Source organism: Pedococcus badiiscoriae (assembly GCF_013408925.1).
GTDB classification, from domain to species: Bacteria; Actinomycetota; Actinomycetes; order Actinomycetales; family Dermatophilaceae; genus Pedococcus; species Pedococcus badiiscoriae.
Window position 1 is genome coordinate 2,113,231 of record NZ_JACCAB010000001.1, and the last position, 17,265, is coordinate 2,130,495.

At 71.9% G+C, this 17,265-nt stretch carries 16 protein-coding genes; 7 read left to right on the forward strand and 9 right to left on the reverse strand.

Features of this window, described 5'->3' with window-relative positions:
• Window positions 1-12: 12 nt before the first annotated feature.
• The 7 genes from BJ986_RS10120 to BJ986_RS10150 form a co-directional block, all read right to left on the reverse strand.
• Window positions 13-909, reverse strand: coding sequence for a carbon-nitrogen hydrolase family protein (locus tag BJ986_RS10120; protein ID WP_179421865.1), 897 nt, complete (start codon window positions 907-909; stop codon window positions 13-15).
• Window positions 909-1,526, reverse strand: a complete 618-nt coding sequence (locus BJ986_RS10125) for an SRPBCC family protein (RefSeq protein ID WP_179421866.1) — start codon at window positions 1,524-1,526, stop codon at window positions 909-911. The genes BJ986_RS10120 and BJ986_RS10125 overlap by 1 nt, the downstream gene beginning before the upstream one ends.
• The gene (cutA, locus tag BJ986_RS10130; protein ID WP_179421867.1) at window positions 1,523-3,955 is read right to left on the reverse strand and encodes an aerobic carbon-monoxide dehydrogenase large subunit; all 2,433 of its coding nucleotides are present in this window, start codon (window positions 3,953-3,955) and stop codon (window positions 1,523-1,525) included. Before cutA ends, BJ986_RS10125 begins: the two co-directional genes overlap by 4 nt.
• Window positions 3,952-4,461 (reverse strand): (2Fe-2S)-binding protein, encoded by a 510-nt coding sequence (locus tag BJ986_RS10135; RefSeq protein WP_179421868.1) that lies wholly within the window; start codon window positions 4,459-4,461, stop codon window positions 3,952-3,954. Before BJ986_RS10135 ends, cutA begins: the two co-directional genes overlap by 4 nt.
• Window positions 4,458-5,360, reverse strand: a complete 903-nt coding sequence (locus tag BJ986_RS16790) for an FAD binding domain-containing protein (RefSeq protein ID WP_179421869.1) — start codon at window positions 5,358-5,360, stop codon at window positions 4,458-4,460. Before BJ986_RS16790 ends, BJ986_RS10135 begins: the two co-directional genes overlap by 4 nt.
• 136 nt (window positions 5,361-5,496) lie before the next feature.
• Window positions 5,497-6,915, reverse strand: coding sequence for a uracil-xanthine permease family protein (locus BJ986_RS10145; protein WP_202881226.1), 1,419 nt, complete (start codon window positions 6,913-6,915; stop codon window positions 5,497-5,499).
• A 346-nt stretch (window positions 6,916-7,261) separates the two neighbouring features.
• Window positions 7,262-8,971 carry a PucR family transcriptional regulator gene (locus BJ986_RS10150; RefSeq protein ID WP_179421871.1) on the reverse strand — a complete coding sequence of 570 codons (1,710 nt, stop codon included), beginning with the start codon at window positions 8,969-8,971 and terminating at the stop codon, window positions 7,262-7,264.
• Between the two features lie 83 nt (window positions 8,972-9,054).
• Here BJ986_RS10150 and BJ986_RS16655 point away from each other — a divergent pair, with 83 nt between their 5' ends.
• From BJ986_RS16655 to BJ986_RS10175, 5 genes are all read left to right on the forward strand, one after another.
• Window positions 9,055-10,002 (forward strand): oxamate carbamoyltransferase subunit AllH family protein, encoded by a 948-nt coding sequence (locus BJ986_RS16655; RefSeq protein WP_179421872.1) that lies wholly within the window; start codon window positions 9,055-9,057, stop codon window positions 10,000-10,002.
• Window positions 9,999-11,564, forward strand: coding sequence for an FdrA family protein (locus tag BJ986_RS16410; RefSeq protein ID WP_337795115.1), 1,566 nt, complete (start codon window positions 9,999-10,001; stop codon window positions 11,562-11,564). Before BJ986_RS16655 ends, BJ986_RS16410 begins: the two co-directional genes overlap by 4 nt.
• Window positions 11,561-12,970: a YlbE family protein gene (locus BJ986_RS16415; protein ID WP_179421873.1), complete on the forward strand. Its 1,410-nt coding sequence runs from the start codon at window positions 11,561-11,563 to the stop codon at window positions 12,968-12,970. The genes BJ986_RS16410 and BJ986_RS16415 overlap by 4 nt, the downstream gene beginning before the upstream one ends.
• A 97-nt stretch (window positions 12,971-13,067) precedes the next feature.
• The gene (locus tag BJ986_RS10170) at window positions 13,068-13,940 is read left to right on the forward strand and encodes a bifunctional methylenetetrahydrofolate dehydrogenase/methenyltetrahydrofolate cyclohydrolase (RefSeq protein WP_179421874.1); all 873 of its coding nucleotides are present in this window, start codon (window positions 13,068-13,070) and stop codon (window positions 13,938-13,940) included.
• A gap of 5 nt (window positions 13,941-13,945) precedes the next feature.
• A complete protein-coding gene (locus tag BJ986_RS10175) occupies window positions 13,946-14,215 on the forward strand; it encodes a DUF3017 domain-containing protein (protein ID WP_179421875.1) in 270 nt (89 codons plus the stop codon).
• 58 nt (window positions 14,216-14,273) lie between these two features.
• Here BJ986_RS10175 and BJ986_RS10180 read toward each other — a convergent pair whose 3' ends face one another.
• Window positions 14,274-15,266, reverse strand: a complete 993-nt coding sequence (locus tag BJ986_RS10180; RefSeq protein WP_179421876.1) for a malate dehydrogenase — start codon at window positions 15,264-15,266, stop codon at window positions 14,274-14,276.
• Between the two features lie 91 nt (window positions 15,267-15,357).
• Between BJ986_RS10180 and BJ986_RS16795 the strand changes: the two genes are divergently transcribed.
• Together BJ986_RS16795 and BJ986_RS10190 are read left to right on the forward strand one after the other, a co-directional pair.
• Window positions 15,358-16,407 (forward strand): GNAT family N-acetyltransferase, encoded by a 1,050-nt coding sequence (locus tag BJ986_RS16795; protein ID WP_179421877.1) that lies wholly within the window; start codon window positions 15,358-15,360, stop codon window positions 16,405-16,407.
• Window positions 16,404-16,808, forward strand: a complete 405-nt coding sequence (locus BJ986_RS10190) for a DUF6855 family protein (RefSeq protein WP_179421878.1) — start codon at window positions 16,404-16,406, stop codon at window positions 16,806-16,808. The genes BJ986_RS16795 and BJ986_RS10190 overlap by 4 nt, the downstream gene beginning before the upstream one ends.
• Window positions 16,809-16,836: 28 nt before the next feature.
• Here BJ986_RS10190 and BJ986_RS10195 read toward each other — a convergent pair whose 3' ends face one another.
• Entirely contained in the window at window positions 16,837-17,247 is a 411-nt protein-coding gene (locus BJ986_RS10195) for a nitroreductase family deazaflavin-dependent oxidoreductase (RefSeq protein ID WP_179421879.1), read from the reverse strand.
• Window positions 17,248-17,265 lie beyond the last annotated feature (18 nt).

Consider the following 17,265-nt stretch of genomic DNA (forward strand, 5'->3'; position numbering starts at 1 on the left):
GCCGGGCGGCCGTCAGTGGGGGAAGGACGTCTGCGCGGGGCGCTCGAGGTCGTCGCGGTGGGCGCGGATCAGGTCGAGGTTGCGGTCGCGCAGGTGGTCGAAACCCTGGCCGATGTTCGAGCCGGGCGTGAGGGACGACAGGGCGGTCGCCGGGTCGAGCACGGCCGAGACCCAGCCCTCGTGCGAGGCGGCCTTGGCGGCGATGTGCGCGGTGGGTGTCACGATGTGCGAGTTCCCGAAGTAGAGCACCCCGGCCGGGTCGGTCCCGGTGGCGTTGGCGCCGATGACGAAGACGTGGTTGTCGTAGGCGCGCGCCCGCGACGTCAGCTCCCAGATGTCGGCCGACCGGAGCAGCGCGCTGGGTCGGCAGATGACCTCCGCGCCCTGCACCGCCTGGATCCGCGACAGCTCGGGGTAGTCGCCGTCGAAGCAGATGATCATGCCGATCCTGCCCAGGTCGGTGTCGCAGACCGTCACCGTGTCGCCGGGCGTGACCCAACCGCCACCGTCAACGTGCTCGGTGCAGAACGGGTGCGTCTTGCGGTAGACCCCGATCACCTCGCCGGACCGGTCGATGAGCACCGAGGAGTTGTAGATGACGCCTCGCTCCGGCCCCCGCTCGTAGGTGCCCAGCACGGCATACACACCGAGGTCGCGGGCCACGGCCTGCACGGGTTCGGTGACCGGCCCCGGGATGTCCGAGACGAGGTCCCAGAGCTCCTCGGTGGTGCAGTCGGGGGTGAACCCGGTGGTCGCCGACTCGGGGAGCACGACGAGCTCGGCCCCGGTCGCGTCGACGCAGCGTCGCGTGAAGTCGACGCACTTGTCCAGGTTCTTGCGCACCGACTCCGGGGACAACGGCCCGGGCACGGGTGCGAGCTGGATGGCAGCCGCCGTGAAAGCGCGCATCAACGTCCTCCGATCGCCCATCCCACGATAACCCCGGCCAGCGCGATCACCCCGCCGGAGACGACACCCCAGGCGTAGGGCCGGCCGGCGAAGGCGGCGGTCGCGGTGCCGACGCCCTCGATGGGTCGCGGACCGCTCGGCACGTCGACCGGCTTGGGCTTCTTGTCCTCCTTGCGGACGCCGGCGATGTCGTCGTCGACGGCCTCGAAGAACTGCCCGGCCATCTTCCTGGTCACCCCGGCGAGCATCCGCTGACCGACACCGCCGATCACCCCACCGACCGCCGCGTCGGCGTCGTAGCCCAGGTCGGTGCCACCGGAGGCAGAAGGCGCGAGGCGGACCACGACATCGGCGTCGACGGTTCCCGGGCCTCCGGCGCCCTGCGCCTTCATCGTGAACTGCTCCGGGTGCCGCGGGTCGAGCAACGCCACCTTGCCCTCGTAGGTGCCCTTGATCGCCGCCACGCCGGCGGTCACGACCATCGCGTACTCGTCGCGGCCCACCTCGGTGAGGGACTCGCAGCCGGGCAGGCAGCGCGCGAGCACCGCGGGGTCGTGGAACGCGTCCCACACCTGTTGGGGGGTCGCCCTGAGGGCGGCCGTTCCGGAGATCTTCATCGTGCCTCCTGCTGCGATGGGTTGTGCCGCGTGCGGGCCAGTGAGGGGATCTCGCCGCGGGCGTGCCGCTGGCGCAGCTCCCACAGCTCGACCGGGGAGATCGGCATCGAGGTGATCGGGAAGCCCTCGGCGTCCTCGATGGCCGAGGCGATGACCGCCGTGACGGGAATGCACCCGGCCTCGCCGGCGCCCTTGATCCCCAACGGGTTCAGGGGCGAGGGGGTCTCGAGGTGGTCAGTCTCGACGAACGGGACCTCGGAGGCGTAGGGCATCAGGAAGTCCATGAACGAGGCGTTGAGCAGCTGCCCGGACTCGTCGTAGACCATCCGCTCGTAGAGGGCCCCGCCCACGCCCTGGGCGACGCCGCCGTGGACCTGGCCCTCGACGATCAGCGGGTTGATCATGGTGCCGCAGTCGTGGATGACGCAGTAGCGCAGGATCCGGATCTCGGCGGTCACCGGGTCGGTCTCGACGATGGCCGCGTGCATGCCGTTCGCGAAGGTGGCCTGGGGCGGGGAGTAGAAGTCCCTGCCCTCCAGGCCGGGCTCGTCGTCGTCCGCCACGGGTGGCTTGCTGAGGTCGGTGTTCCCCGCGAACTGGGTGGCTGCCTTGGCCGCGTCGTCGAAGGCGTAGCGCAGCGGGTTGGACATCACCGAGATCGTGCCCAACGACATCCGGGTGCCCGGGGCGCCCTTGACCTGCACGATGCCGTCGACGATCTCGAGGTCCTCCGCCGAGACCTCCAGGGCGTCCGCCGCGATGCGCAGTGCCTTGGCCCGGACGGCACGCGCCGCCAGGGCGATCGCGTTGCCGCTCGTCACCGCGGCACGGGAGGCGAACGTCCCCACGGCATACGGCATGCGGCGGGTGTCGCCGGTCGTGACGAAGACATCGTCGAGGGGGACACCCAGCTCCTGGGCGACGATCTGGGCGAAGGCGGTCTCGTGCCCCTGGCCCTGCGACGTGAGGCCGGTGGACACGTTGACGCGCCCACTGGTCTCGATCTGGATGTGTCCACCCTCGTAGGGGCCGACCCCGGTGCCCTCGACGTAGCAGCCGATGCCCAGACCGACGCGCCTGCCCTCGGCCTCGGCCTGCGCGCGGTATGCCGCGAAGTCGTCCCAGCCGACGAGTGCCTTCAGCTTGGCCAGGGAGGCGGGGAAGTCGCCCGAGTCGTACTTCAGGGGTCGTCCGTCCTGGAAGAGCAGCCCGTGGTCGTAGGGCATCTCGCTCGGGAGGATGAAGTTGCGCGAACGCACCTCCGCCCGGTCGATCCCGAGACTGTCCGCGATGGCATCCATGGTGCGTTCCATGGCGAAGCAGCCCTGCGGGCGTCCCGCGCCCCGGTAGGGGGTCACGAGCACCGTGTTGGTGTAGAGCGACCAGAACTCGCAGCGGTAGGCGCCCGGCTTGTAGGGACCGAGCAGCTGGGTGCTGGTGATGATCGGCACGATGATGCCGTACGGGGTGTAGGCGCCGTTGTCGTGCCAGAACTTGACGTCAAGGCCGAGGATGCGGCCCTCGTCGTCGAACCCGACCCGGACCTGCTGCAGCTGGCCGCGCTCGTGGGCACTGGAGATGAAGTGCTCGCGTCGGTCCTCGGTCCACTTCACCTCCTGCTCGAGGAGCCTTGCGGCCCAAGGGATCAGGACCTCCTCGGGCCACGGGTGGTTGATCTTGACCCCGAAGCCGCCGCCCACGTCGGGGGCGATGCACTCGACCTTCGCGAGCGGCAGGTCGAGCTTGGCGGCCACGGCGGCCCGCACGCCCGTCGAGGTCTGCGTGGAGGAGAAGATGCGCAGCTCGCCCTTGTCGGTGTCCCAGCGGGCCAGGACGCCCTTGCCCTCCATCGGCATGCAGGCGCTGCGCTCGATGTCGAGCTCCAGCTCGAGGACGTGGGGCGCGGCGTCGATGGCCGCATCGACGTCACCGACCTCCTGGAGCATGCGGCAGGCGACGTTGCCGGGCACGTCCTCGTGGACCAGCGCCGACCCGTCGCGGGCGTTGGCGATCCCCACGACCGGGGTGAGCAGCTCGTAGTCGACCCGGATCCGCTGGCACACGTCCTCGGCGATGTAGCGGTCGCGGGCGACCACCATGACGATCGCCTCCCCGACGTAGTTGACCTCGTCGCGAGCCAGGGCGAACTGCGTGCGCCCGTGGGTGAGGGTGGGGTGGGGGATGAGCAGCGGCAGCGGTTCGCCGACCTTGCCCGGCAGGTCCTCATGGGTCCAGATGCCGACCAGGCCGTCGATCTCGAACGCGTCACTGACGTCGATGTCGAGGATCCGGGCATGGGCGTGCGGGCTGCGCACGAACGCGGCGGCCAGGGCGCCGTGACCCATGTCGTCGAGGTAGCGACCCCCGCCGGTGACCAGGCGCGGGTCCTCCTTGCGTGCCACCCGCGCTCCGAACAGCTGGGTCGTCATGCGGGTCCCGCCGTGGTCTCGGACTTCAGCTCGGCGGCGCGCAGCACGGACTTCACGATGTTCTGGTAACCGGTGCAGCGACACAGGTTGCCCGAGATGGCGTCGCGGGCCTCCTCGGCGGTCGGGTGGGGGTGGTCGTCGAGGTAGGCCGTGATGGTGGTCAGGAACCCGGGGGTGCAGAAGCCGCACTGCAGACCATGGCACTCGGTGAACGCCTGCTGGACCGGACCCATGGAGTCGATGGTGCCGAGCCCCTCGACGGTCGTGATCGCGTGGGCCTGGGCGGTGACCGCGAACATCAGGCAGGAGCGCATGGGCCGGCCGTCGACGAGGACCGTGCAGGCGCCGCAGACCCCGTGCTCGCAGCCGACGTGGGTGCCGGTGAGCCGCAGGTCGTGGCGCAGGAAGTCCGACAGCAGCCGACGGGCCGGAGCCTTGGCATGCCGCGGCACCCCGTTGACGGTGACCGTCAGGTCGAGCAGCTCCTCCGTGGCCGGTTCGCTCATGCTGCTGGTCCTTCCGTGTCGTGCGGGACCGGCTGCGGCGCAACGGAGCTCGCGGCGGCCTCGGTCAGGGTGAGTCGGGCGAGCTCGGCGGCCAGCATGGCGCGGTACTCGGCAGTGGCGTGGATGTCGCCCTCGGGGTCGATGGAATCGCGGACCAGGTCGCCTGCGGCCGACCAGTCCACCGCGGCCGGCTCCAGGCCGGCGAAGACGGAGGTGACGTCGAGGGTGCGGGGCACGTCGGTGACCGACACGAACGACAGGCGGGCGTCCGCGACGACGCCGTCGGTCGTGCGGACCGCAGCGGCCACGCCGGCCATGGCGTAGTCGCCGTGCCGCCGGGCGCGCTCCATGAAGGCCGTGCCGGTGCCCGCCGCGAACCGTCGGAACCGCACCGCGACGGCCAGCTCCTCTGGGGCCAGGGACGTCTCGAGCGCTCCGAGGAAGAAGTCGGCGACGGCGATCTCGCGGGAGCCGGAGGCGGAGACGGCCTCGACCACCCCGTCGGTCAGGGCGAGCATCGCGGGCATCTCGCCGGCCGCGTCGGCGTGGGCGATCGAGCCGACGGTCGTGCCCCGGTTGCGGATGACCGGGTGGGCCACGCAGACCAGCGCCTGGCGCAGCAGCGGCAACGCGGCATACGCCTGCGCGTGGTGCTCCAGCTGCGCGTGGCGCACCAGCGCGCCCACCCGCACCTCGGTGTCGCTCACGACCACGTCGGCGAGACCGGAGACCTGGTTGATGTCGACCAGGTGGGCAGGTGAGGCGAGGCGCATGTTGAGGATCGGGATGAGGCTCTGGCCGCCCGCGAGGACCTTGCCGTCGTGTCCCACCTCGGCCAGCACCGCAACCGCCTCCGCGACGGTGCGAGGGGCGTGGTGGACGAACGGCGCGGGCTTCACGGACTGATCCTGCCTTCTGCGGTGGATGGGGGAAAGGGCGGGGGAGCGGCGGGGCCGAGTGGTCGGCGCAGGCGGGGGAATGGCCGGGAAATGGCACGGGCCCCCGATGCTGGATCGGGGGCCCGCACCACGAGGGTCAGCGTCGGGCGTCGTCCTGGTAGAGGTCGTCGACCCCGTCGCTGTCGCCGTAGGTCTCCCGACCGCCGACGGTCAGGACCGCACCCTCGGCCCGGGCTCGGAGCTCGGCGGGTGCCAGCGCCTTGGCGACGTGGTAGGCCACCACGGCGACGATGGTGCCCAGCGCGATCCCGGTGAGGGAGAAGCTGTCGGTGAACTTGAGCGTCACGTTGCCGATGCCGATGACGATGCCGGCAGCCACCGGGACCAGGTTGATCGGGTTGCCGAAGTCGACCCCGTTCTCCTTCCAGATCTTGGCGCCGAGCAGGCCGATCATGCCGTAGAGGACGACCGTGATGCCGCCCAGGACGCCACCGGGGGTCGAGGCCACGAGCGCACCGAACTTCGGGGAGAACCCGAACAGGATCGCCACGATCGCCGCGACGAAGTACGCGGCCGTCGAGTAGACGCGCGTCGCTGCCATGACCCCGATGTTCTCGGCGTAGGTCGTCGTCGGCGAACCACCCACCGCGGAGGCCACCACCGTGCCGAAGCCGTCAGCGGCGATGGCGCGACCCATGTAGGGGTTGAGGTCGGTCTTGGTCATCTCGGCGACGGCCTTGACGTGCCCGGTGTTCTCGGCGATCAGGGCGATCACGGCAGGCACCACCAGCAGGATGGCGGCCACCGAGAACGACGGTGCGTGCCAGCCGACGACCTCCTTGCCACCGACGACCTGGGTGTGCGGCGGGAAGCCGAACAGCGCGGCGTCCTTGATGCCCTGGAAGTTGGTGCGGAAGTGCGTGGTGATCTTGCCGGCGCCGGGGTCGAACGAGGTGATCTTGCCGAAGCCCTTGTCGAACAGCCAGGACAGGACGTAGCCGAAGATCAGCGCGAGGAAGATCGCGATGCGCCCGATGAAGCCCTTGAAGGCGACCGCACAGATGATCGTGAAGGTCATCACCAGCAGCGCGACCCACTGGTCCTGCGGCCAGTAGATGTTGGCGACCACCGGCGCGAGGTTGAAGCCGATGAGCATGACCACGGCACCGGTCACGACCGGCGGGAGCACCCTGTGCAGCACGGCCGACCCGAGGAAGTGGATGAGCACACCCACCAGGGCCAGCACGACGCCCGCCACGAGGATCGCACCGGTGACGGTGGCCGAGGTCGAGCCCGCCTGTGCGCGAATGGCCACCACGGCCCCGACGAACGAGGCCGACGTCCCCAGGTAGCTGGGGACCTTGCCCTGGACGATCAGCAGGAAGCAGATCGTCGCGACGCCGCTCATCATGATCGCGAGCTGGGCGTTGAGCCCCATGATCAGGGGGAAGACGAACGTTGCCCCGAACATGGCCACGACGTGCTGGGCGCCGAGCCCGATCGTCTTGCCCCACGACAGTCGCTCGTCGGGAGCGACGACGTCATCGGGGCCCATGGTGCGGCCGTCTCCATGCAGTTTCCAACCCAGGCCCAATGACATGCGGACTCCTTTATCCACCAGGGGCCACCCCAGGTGACGTGGCCCACAGTCCCGTTCGGGATAGGCGAAAACTAGCGGCCAGACCGGGCCGGTGCATTGGGCAATTGTTGCTATCGGAGCCGGAGCGCCTTTCGGCAGAGTATGCGGAGTGGCGCGCTCGCGTTTCCCGTCCCGGAGGAGTCGAATGGGCTGTGCCGCGTCCCTCCCGCCAGAGGGCGCGGCACCTTCATGTGGGGTCCCACGGATGGCACGCGGACGGCATGCAGACGCATGCGGACGGCATGCAGACGCCTACAGGGGCTCAGATGCCCCGCATCTGGTGCACCTTGAGGGCCAGCGCGAGCTTGAGCCGCAGCTGGGGGTCGGTGGTGAACGGGCCGAGCATCTTCTCGAGCTTCACGATCCGGTAGCGCAGCGTGTTGTAGTGGAAGAACAGCCGGCGGGCCGTCTCGGCCACGTTCATGTTGGTGTCGATGAGGATCGACAGGGTGCGCCTCAGGTCGACGTTCTCGGGGGAGTCGTCGGCAGCGAGGCCGCCCAGCGACTCGTCCACGAAGCGGCGCAGGTCGGCGCTGTCCGGGATCAGCGCGAGCAGCCGGAAGACCCCGAGGCCGTCGAAGTGGGTGACCGCCGAGTCACCGTGCAGCTGGCGTCCGACGCTCACCGCGCTGAGCGCCTCGTCGTAGGCCTGCGGCAGGTCGGCGACGGAGTCGATCGGCCGGGAGACACCGGTGGAGAAGGTGCGCCGACCGCCGCCGCCGATCCCGCTGATGACCCGGACGACTTCGGAGACGGTGCGCATGATCGCGTCGGTGTCCGCCGTGGGCGAGACGCCGCAGAGCGCGACGACCTCCTGGCTGAACCCCATCACCGGCGCCCGCGGGTCCCGCACTGCCATCGCCTGGCTCCATGCCCGCGAGAAGCGTTCCTGCAGGACGCCGACCTCCTCCGGTGACCGCGTCGAGTGCGCGTCGTCCTCGTCGGTCTCGGCGACGACGACGACGAGCCGGCGGTCGATGTCCCACCCCAGGGAGGCCGCGTGGGCCACGGCCTCGGTGGGGGAGCCGGCCCGTCCGGACAGGGCGTCCCGCAGGAACTCGGCGCGGTACTTGCTCTCGACCGCGGAGACGGCCTGCTCCTTGGTGATGGCCAGCGCCGCCACCGTGGCGGCCCGCTCGAGCAGGTGGACGTCGTCGGCGGTGAGGGCGCGGTCCCCGACGAACGCGGCCAGCAGCCCGTGGTTGAGGTTGCCCGCGGCGATCCGCACCATGGCGCGGCGGGCGCTGGCTCCGTGGGGAGGGCGGATGCCGACCGGCTCGTGCTCGGTGATGAGGCGGCCGGTGCGGTCGAAGCAGTCGAGGGACAGTGCCGCGGCGAGGTCGGCCTCCGACCCGGCGCTGGCCAGCACCCGACCGTCGCTGGTGGTCACCATGGCCGCGCCTCCCAGGAACCCGGCCAGCTGCTGGCAGAGGTCTTCGAGCCCACCCCCGGCGAGGACGACCCCGACCAGGATCTGGTGGGCCTCCTCGACCCGTTCGAGGATGCCGGCCTGCTGGTCCAGCACCGCCTCGAGGACCTCGGTGACGATCCGCTCGGGCGCGGCGGTGCGCGATGCCAGCACCAGCGGGAGCCTCGCCGCGGCGGCCTGTGAGCCCCAGTGCAGGGCCTGGTCGGAGGTGCCGCCGGCGACGGCCAGCGCGGTGGCACCGTCGAGGGAGCACTGTTCGAAGGGGTCGCGGCCTGCTGCCTGCCAGGCCTCGATGGTCTCGGCGTCCGCGCAGACCAGGTGGTGGCGGGGCTCAGGTGCGGCGCCGAGCAACGAGGCCCGGCTGACGCCTCGCGCCGGCTCGTCGGGGTCGTGGAGCAGCCGAGCGCCCGCCAGCGATGGCAGCGCCAGCAGTCGCTCGAGGCTCACGCCGCCGACGAGGTCGTGGCTGGGCGGGGCCGTGAGGGGGGAGGCCGATGGCAACTCCGCGTCAACCAGGGCGTCATCCTTGGCAACATTCACCATGAGCCGACTGTAACGGCACTCGATAGCGTCGCTGCGTCAGTCCGAGGAAACCCCGAGGAACCCGCACGCACCGGAGGTCGTCCGTGACAGCGTCCGAGCCGCTCTGGCCGGCAGCGGTGTCCGAACGTGCTGCCACGCTGGTCCACGGACCCGCCCGCTCGGCGAAGGTCCTCGGCACCTTTCCGACGGCGCTCTACCTCCAGGTCGGCGGCCACGCGCGGGTCCTCCCGGTCGTGACCCCCGACGGCCTGCGCCTGCCGACAGCCCTGGCCGTCGCGACCTCGTTGCCCAGGGTCGGGTGGGGCGTCCAGCCGGGCGACGACGTCGTGGTGGGTGGTGGTGACGTGCTGCTGCCGGGCGTGACGATCCGCGCCGTCCGCACCTGGCACCCGCGCCGGGTGCCGACCGCCTCCGTCGCGACGTTCCTCGGTGCGCCGCTTGCCCCCCTGGCTCTGCCCTGGCGAGCCGCCTCGCGCGTGCTCACGCAAGGACTGACCGGCGACGAGCGCTCCCTGCCGTCCCGGGTGCAGGAGCTGGTGGGGCGGGGACCTGGTCTCACCCCGAGCGGCGACGACGTCCTGTGCGGGGTGATGCTCGCCCTGCGCCTGCACCCTCGGGGATCCGACGTGCTGCTGGGCCGCCTCTGGCGGGCGGTGCGTCCGCTGCTCGCGACGACCACGAGCCTGTCCGCGGCCCTGCTCACCGAGGCTGCGCGGGGGTATGCCGTGGCGCCGGTCGTGCGCCTCACCGAGGCTCTGGCGGGCGCCGACCGCGCAGCCCCGACGGGCTCGGCACGCCTGACGGGGGAGACCGGCCCCGCGGGCTCCACGCTCCCCGACGAGGTCGCCGCAGCCATCCGCGAGGTGCTCGCCATCGGTCACTCCTCGGGTGCCGACCTGCTGGGCGGCCTCGCCGGCTGCCTCGACGCGCTCGACGCCCTCGACGAGGCTGACTCGGCTGACCTCCTCGGCGCCCCCGACCTGCTCGTCCACTCCGGCCGCCCGGCCATGACCCCCAGGAGCCTTCAGTGACCGACCACCTCGAGGTCCGCAGCGGGGCCTACTACGACTCGGTCAGCCTGATGCAGGTCTCCCGGCAGGTCGCCGGTGCCCCCGGCGTGGCGGCCGCACAGGTTGCGATGGCCACCGAGCTGAACCTCGACGTCATCGCCGGCATGGGGTTCTCGGTCCCCGCCGGCGTCCAGCCCAACGACCTCGTGGTCGCGATCCGAGCCGAGGACGAGAACGGCGTCGCCAGCGGGTTGACCGCCCTCGAGACGGCCCTGGCCGCCCTGCGGTCCGCGGGGTCGCAGGCCGGCGGCTTCGGTGAGGCCCCTGCCCCTCGCACCCTCGGACGCGCCGTCGCGGTCGGGGCTGCCAACCTCGCCCTGGTCTCCGTCCCCGGCCAGTACGCCACCGTCGAGGCCTACGACGCCATCGACCGCGGTGTCTCGGTCATGCTCTTCTCGGACAACGTGCCGGTCGAGGACGAGGTGCGGCTCAAGGACGCCGCGGCCGCCCGGGACATCCTGGTCATGGGGCCGGACTGCGGCACCGCCGTCGTCGCCGGCGTCGCCCTGGGCTTCGCCAACGTCGTCGAGCGGGGCCCCGTCGGCATCGTCGCGGCGTCCGGCACCGGTGCACAGCAGGCGATGGCCCTGCTCGACGCCGCCGGGCTGGGGGTGAGCCACTGCCTCGGCGTCGGGGGCCGGGACCTCTCGGCCACGGTCGGCGGCCGCTCCACGAGGCAGGCTCTCGCGGCGCTCGCGGCAGACGAGTCGACCGAGGCGATCATCGTGGTGTCGAAGCCTCCGGCCGCGCAGGTGCTCGCCGACCTCGAGGCGTATGCCGGCGAGCTCGGAAAGCCGGTCCACTGGGCGACGCTCGGCACCGGGCGCCCCGACCTGACGGCCGCCGTGGAGGCCTTCCTCGAGGCCCGCGGGCAGGCCGTCCCCACCTGGCCGTCCTGGCCCGCGCACGACTCGCGCGACCCGCTCGACCCCCTCGACGCGGCGACGGGAGCCAGCGGCCGGTACCTGCGCGGGCTCTTCTGTGGCGGCACCCTCGCCGACGAGGCGATGCTCGTCGCCGGGGCGCAGCTCGGCGGCATACGGTCCAACATCCCGCTCGCCCCCGAGCTGGCGCTCGACGCGGACCTGCGGGCCGACGACCACGTCGTGATCGACTTCGGCGACGACGGCCTGACCCGGGGTCGGGCCCACCCGATGATCGACCCGACCCTGCGGCTGGAGCGGGTCGCCGCCGAGGGGAGCGACCCGACCTGCGGGGTGCTGTTGCTCGACCTCGTGCTCGGTCACGGCGCCCACCCCGACCCGGGGCCCGAGCTCGCGGACGCCATCCGTGGGGCGCGCGAGGCTGCCCGTTCCGGCGGGCGCGAGCTGCCGGTCGTGGTCTCGCTCACCGGCACCCGTGGGGACCCCCAGGACCTTGCCGCGACAGCCGCGGCGCTGTCCGCGGCGGGCGCGTCCGTGCACCTGTCCAACGCCGAAGCCACCCGGACGGCTCTGTCCCTGCTGTCCGACCTGCCGGCCGACCTGCTGTCCGACACCGACCCCCTGGGAGGACCTCGATGACCTCGCCCCTGCACGGGCTGCTGGCCGCGGACCCGGTGCTCGCCACCGCTGGTGCCTCGATGTTCGCGGACGCCTTGCGCGACCAGGCGGTGGTGGTCACCGAGACGGACTGGCAGCCACCCCTCGACGGCACCGCCGCCCACCTGACCGCCGTCCTGGGTGACGCGCGCCGCGCCGACGCGAATGCCGTTGCGCTGCAGCGGATGACGGCGGCAGGCGCCGACTTCGTCGACGTGCGTCCGGCCAGCGAGGCGCTGGGTCTCGAACGCGGTACGTTCCTGCACGCCGGTCCTCCCATCGAGTGGGACCGGGCCTCCGGGCCGCTGCGCGGAGCCCTCATCGGCGCCATGCTCTTCGAGGGGATGGCGGACACCCCCGAGGCCGCCGAGGCTGCCTTGTCACGGGGTGACGTCGAGCTCGAGCCGTGTCACCACCGTGACGCGGTCGGACCGATGGCCGGCGTGATCTCGCCCTCGATGTGGGTCTACGAGCTGCGCGACGAGGTCCATGACCACACCTCGTGGTGCTCCCTCAACGAGGGACTGGGCAAGGTGCTGCGTTACGGCGCCTACGGCCCCGAGGTCATCGACCGGCTGCACTGGATGAACTCGGTGCTGGGGCCGTTGCTGCAGCAGGCGATCCGCGCCGCGGGTCCCATCGACGTGAAGTCGATCATCGCCCAGATGCTGCAGATGGGCGACGAGGGCCACAACCGCAACCGGGCCGGTTCGCTGATGCTCCTGCGCGAGCTGCTGCCCTCGCTCATCGTCGCCGAGGCGTCGTCCGCGGACATCGCCGAGGCGGTGCGGTTCTCGGGCGCCAACGAGCACTTCTTCCTCAACCTGGGTATGCCGGCCTGCAAGCTGTCCACGTTGGCGGCCGAGGGGATCGCGGGCTCGACCGTGGTCACCACCATGGCCCGCAACGGCACGGACTTCGGGATCCGCACGGCCGGCACCGGCGCACAGTGGTTCACCGGCCCGGCCAACACGCCCGAGGGACTGTTCCTGGGCTCGTACGGGCCGGACGACGCGAACCCCGACATCGGGGACTCGGCCATCACCGAGACGGCGGGCATCGGCGGCTTCGCGATGGCGGCGGCGCCGGCGATCGTCCGGTTCGTCGGCGGCGACGTGCCCCTGGCGCTGCGGGCCACGCGCACCATGTACGAGATCACCGTCGGCGAGCACACGGCATACCAGGTGCCCATCCTGGAGTTCCGCGGAACGCCGACGGGGATCGACGTCTCGGCCGTCGTGCGCACCGGGATCCTGCCGCAGATCAACACCGGCATGGCGGGACGCGTGGCGGGGACGGGCCAGGTCGGCGCCGGCCTGGTGACCCCGCCCGCGGAGTGCTTCACCCAGGCGATCGCCGCGCTGGCGGCCGCCGCGGGAACACCCTGACCTCCGCTCCGCCTCGTCCCGCGCCAGTCCTGTGCCCCGGACCACGCAGCGGCACTGCCGCGGGCGGTCGCAGTCGGGCGTGGCAGGATACGGGCTCGTGACGGCACGCATCCTCGACGGCAAAGCGGTCCTGGCGACCATCAAGGACGAGCTCCGCGGGCGGGTGGACGCGCTGCGCGAGCACGGCGTCGTACCGGGCCTCGGCACGGTGCTCGTGGGTGACGACCCCGGCAGCCGCTGGTACGTCAACGCCAAGCACCGGGACTGCGCCGAGATCGGGCTCACGAGCATCCGCCGCGACCTGCCCTCGAGCGCCACGCAGGCAGAGGTCGAGGCCGTCATCGACGAGCTCAACGCCGATCCGGACTGCACCGGGTTCCTCGTGCAGCAGCCGACGGGGCTCGACGAGTTCGCCCTGCTCTCGCGCGTGGACCCGACCAAGGACGTCGACGGCCTGCACCCGACCAACCTGGGCTGGCTCGTCCTGGGCAAGCCCGCGCCGCTTCCGTGCACCCCAGCGGGCTGCATCGAGCTCCTCCGCCGGTTCGACGTGCCGATCGCCGGGGCCCGGGTGGCCCTGGTCGGGCGCGGGATCACCGTGGGCCGGCCGCTCGGGCTGATGCTCACCCGACGCAGCGAGAACGCCACGGTCGTCCTGTGCCACACCGGGACCCGTGACCTCGCCGCGGAGGTCCGCCAGGCCGACATCGTGGTGGCCGCCGCCGGCCAGCCCGGCCTCATCACGGCCGACATGGTCAAGCCGGGTGCCGCCGTCCTCGACGTCGGCGTCAGCCGGATCACTGCCGAGGACGGCAGGTCAGTCGTCGCCGGAGACGTCGCCGACGACGTCGCGGAGGTGGCCGGCTGGGTCAGCCCCAACCCCGGAGGCGTCGGTCCGATGACTCGCGCCATGCTGCTGTCCAACATCGTGGCAGCGGCCGAGCGTCAGCTCGCCGAGACCCGGGCCTGACCCGCATGATCGCACCGCGCCTGGGCTGGTGGTGGGTCGCCGCCCCGGTCCTGGTGCTCGGTGTCGGGCTCTTCCTGCTCGACCAGGTGCGGCTCGCGGGCTACGTCCTCGCGGCTGGCCTCGGACTGGCGGCGCTGTTGCGCCTGGTGCTCCCCACGGCGCGCAGTGGTGGACTCGCGGTGCGTTCCCGGGGCATCGACGTGGTGACGATGGCAGCCCTCGGACTGGCGCTCGCCGTCATCACCTCGGTGCTCGACCTGCGTCCCGGCCGCTGACCCCGCGGCGCGGGGGTCAACGGCGCGGGGTCAACGACGCGTGGTCAGCGGCACTGCCTCAGCCGAGCAGGCCCAGGCCGCGGACCGCGTCGCGCTCCTCCTCGAGCTCCTTGACGGAGGCGTCGATGCGGGCGCGGGAGAAGTCGTTGATCTCCAGGCCCTGGACGATCTGCCAGTCGCCGTTGCTCGTGGTGACGGGGAAGGAGGAGATGAGCCCCTCCGGCACACCGTAGGAGCCGTCCGAGCGGACCGACATCGAGACCCAGTCACCGGGGGCCGTGCCGAGCGCCCAGTCGCGGGCGTGGTCGACCGTGGCCGAGGCCGCGGAGGCGGCTGACGAGGCGCCCCGCGCGTCGATGATCGCCGCGCCGCGCTTGGCGACCGTGGGGATGTAGGTGTCCGCCAGCCACGCCTCGTCGTTGATCAGCTCTGCGGCGTTGCGGCCGCCGACCTCGGCGTGGAACAGGTCGGGGTACTGGGTGGCCGAGTGGTTGCCCCAGATGGTCATGTGGGTGATGTCGGTGACGGCGGCACCGGTCTTGGCGGCCAGCTGGCTGATCGCGCGGTTGTGGTCCAGACGGGTCAGGGCCGAGAAGCGCTCCTGCGGGATGTCGGGGGCGTTGCTCATCGCGATGAGGGCGTTGGTGTTGGCCGGGTTGCCGGTCACCGTGACCCGGATGTCATCGGCGGCAACGGAGTTCAGCGCCTTGCCCTGCGGGGCGAAGATGCCGCCGTTGGCCTCGAGCAGGTCGCCGCGCTCCATGCCGGGGCCGCGCGGCCGTGCGCCGACGAGCAGGGCGTGGTTCACGCCGTCGAAGACCTTCTCCGCGTTGTCGCCGATCTCGACCCCGGCCAGCGTCGGGAACGCGCAGTCGTCGAGCTCCATGACGACGCCTTCGAGCGCCTTGAGCGCCGGCGTGATCTCGAGCAGTCGCAGCTCGACGGGGGTGTCCGGGCCGAACAGCGAACCGCTCGCGATCCGGAAGAGGAGGCTGTAGCCGATCTGGCCGGCGGCGCCGGTGACGGCGACCTTGACGGGGGAGGTGCTCACGGTGGGACCCTTCGCGTGCTGGTGGGCTGGTGACTGCCAACGACGCTAGCAGGCGGCCCGCAGCACGCGGCCGGGTGGCTAGGGTCGACTCATGCCGACTCCGGAGTTCATCCTCGCCCTGCGTGAACGGGTCGGCACCCAGCTCCTCTTCCTGACGGGCGTGACTGCGGTGGTGCGCAACTCGCATGGTGAGGTGCTGCTCTGCCGCCGCGTCGACAACGGCCAGTGGGCCCTGGTCAGTGGCATCCTCGAACCGGGTGAACAGCCGGCCGAGGGGCTTCGCCGCGAGATCGCGGAGGAGACCGGGGTCGCGGCGCGGATCGACGACCTGACCGGCGTGTGGACGCTGCCCGCTCAGCAGTACCCGAACGGCGACCGCGCCCAGTACCTCGACCTGTGTTTCACCGCCACGTACCTGTCGGGGCAGGCCCGGGTCAACGACGACGAGTCGCTCGAGGTCGGCTGGTTCGCGCTCGACGCCCTCCCGGAGATGATGGAGCGTTCGAGGGTGCGGCTCGAGCGCGCCCTCGCCTTCACGGGTCACGTCTGGTTCGAGCGCGCTGCGACTCCCACCGACCGGTATGCCGCCGGCTCCGACGACGGTCCGCCCCCCGCGGCCGTGGGCGCCCCCTTGGCAGCCCTGGACGCCGGGGGCCGTCCGGTGGTGCTCCGACGCGCGACCCGCGAGGACGTGCCGGCCGTGGTCGCCCTGATCGCCGACGACCAGCTCGGGGCGACCCGGGAGTCGCCGGGTGAGCTGGCGGCATACCTGCGGGCCTTTGCGGCCATCGATGCGGACCCGGCTCAGCTGCTCGTGGTCCTGGACGACGGCGGCGTCGTGGTCGGCACTATGCAGCTGACGGTCATCCCCGGCCTGGCGCGTGGGGGCGCGCTGCGCGCACAGGTCGAGGCGGTCCGGGTGGCAGGCAGCCAACGCGGGCAGCGCCTGGGGGAGCAGCTGATCCGGTGGGCCGTCGCGGAGGCGTCACGCCGCGGCTGCGCCCTCGTGCAGCTCACCACCGACAAGCGACGGGCCGACGCGCACCGGTTCTACGAGCGACTGGGGTTCACCGCGTCGCACGAAGGGTTCAAGATGGCGCTGTCAGGCCGGCAGGTCCCCACGATCGAGGAGCAGCGATGAGCGGAAGCGGGACGAAGGACGACCCCTGGGCACTGAAGACCCCACCCGGGACCGGCGAGTACGCGATGTACCGCGACGACGATGCCGACCCGGCGCAGCTGGTCTGCCAGGTGGGCTCGACCACGCTGCGTTATGACGCCCGGGTCGTGGAGGACCTGCACGCCTGGCTGCGCGAGCAGGGCGACTGGGTGCCGCTGGGCAGCGCCGACGAGCAGAAGCCCGCCAAGGACGGCACGGTCGAGGCCTGGGGTCGGTCGGAGGCCAACCCCGTCGGGGGCTGGTACGGCCTGCGCAAGGGCTACCGCGGCCGCGTCGGCATGTACCTGCCACCGCTGCTCGAGGAGCTCGGGCTCGCGGAGGTGGAGCACAACCCGCGCAACAACCGGATGCGGGCGCTCTGAGGCTCTGCCGTTCCCGGCGCGGACCGGGTCAGGCGACGGGGCGCAGCCGCAGCACCGGGATGACCCGGCTCGTCTTCGTCTCGTACTCGCCGAAGCCCGGTCGCTCTGCCACGATGAGCGGCCAATGCTTCGCGCGCTCCTGCGGGCTGAGCTCCGCGGCGTCTACGGTGAACGTGCGGGTGCCCACCTCGACCTCGAACCGGGGGTTGGCCAGGACGTTGTGGTACCAGTCCGGGTTCGTCGGGGCACCGCCCTTGGACGCCACGACGAGCATCGAGCCGTCGTCCTGCGGGAAGTACACCAGCGGAGTCACCCGCACCGTGCCGGTCTTCGCCCCGATGTGGTGCAGCAGGATCATCGGCGCGCCCTCGAAGTAGCCACCGACCTTGCCCTCGTTCGCACGAAACTCGGCGATGACACCGTCATTCCAGTCGCTCATGTCCGGTGCAACCCCGCG

Excerpts from the sequence above, each read along its gene's own strand:
- BJ986_RS10195 (WP_179421879.1), bottom strand. The coding sequence starts at position 17,247 with ATGAGCGACTGGAATGACGGTGTCATCGCCGAGTTTCGTGCGAACGAG.
- BJ986_RS10190 (WP_179421878.1), top strand. The coding sequence starts at position 16,404 with ATGAGCGGAAGCGGGACGAAGGACGACCCCTGGGCACTGAAGACCCCA.
- BJ986_RS10120 (WP_179421865.1), bottom strand. The coding sequence starts at position 909 with ATGCGCGCTTTCACGGCGGCTGCCATCCAGCTCGCACCCGTGCCCGGG.
- BJ986_RS10145 (WP_202881226.1), bottom strand. The coding sequence starts at position 6,915 with ATGGGCCCCGATGACGTCGTCGCTCCCGACGAGCGACTGTCGTGGGGC.
- cutA (WP_179421867.1), bottom strand. The coding sequence starts at position 3,955 with ATGACGACCCAGCTGTTCGGAGCGCGGGTGGCACGCAAGGAGGACCCG.
- BJ986_RS16415 (WP_179421873.1), top strand. The coding sequence starts at position 11,561 with ATGACCTCGCCCCTGCACGGGCTGCTGGCCGCGGACCCGGTGCTCGCC.
- BJ986_RS16795 (WP_179421877.1), top strand. The coding sequence starts at position 15,358 with ATGCCGACTCCGGAGTTCATCCTCGCCCTGCGTGAACGGGTCGGCACC.
- BJ986_RS10175 (WP_179421875.1), top strand. The coding sequence starts at position 13,946 with ATGATCGCACCGCGCCTGGGCTGGTGGTGGGTCGCCGCCCCGGTCCTG.
- BJ986_RS10150 (WP_179421871.1), bottom strand. The coding sequence starts at position 8,971 with ATGGTGAATGTTGCCAAGGATGACGCCCTGGTTGACGCGGAGTTGCCA.
- BJ986_RS10135 (WP_179421868.1), bottom strand. The coding sequence starts at position 4,461 with ATGAGCGAACCGGCCACGGAGGAGCTGCTCGACCTGACGGTCACCGTC.
- BJ986_RS10125 (WP_179421866.1), bottom strand. The coding sequence starts at position 1,526 with ATGAAGATCTCCGGAACGGCCGCCCTCAGGGCGACCCCCCAACAGGTG.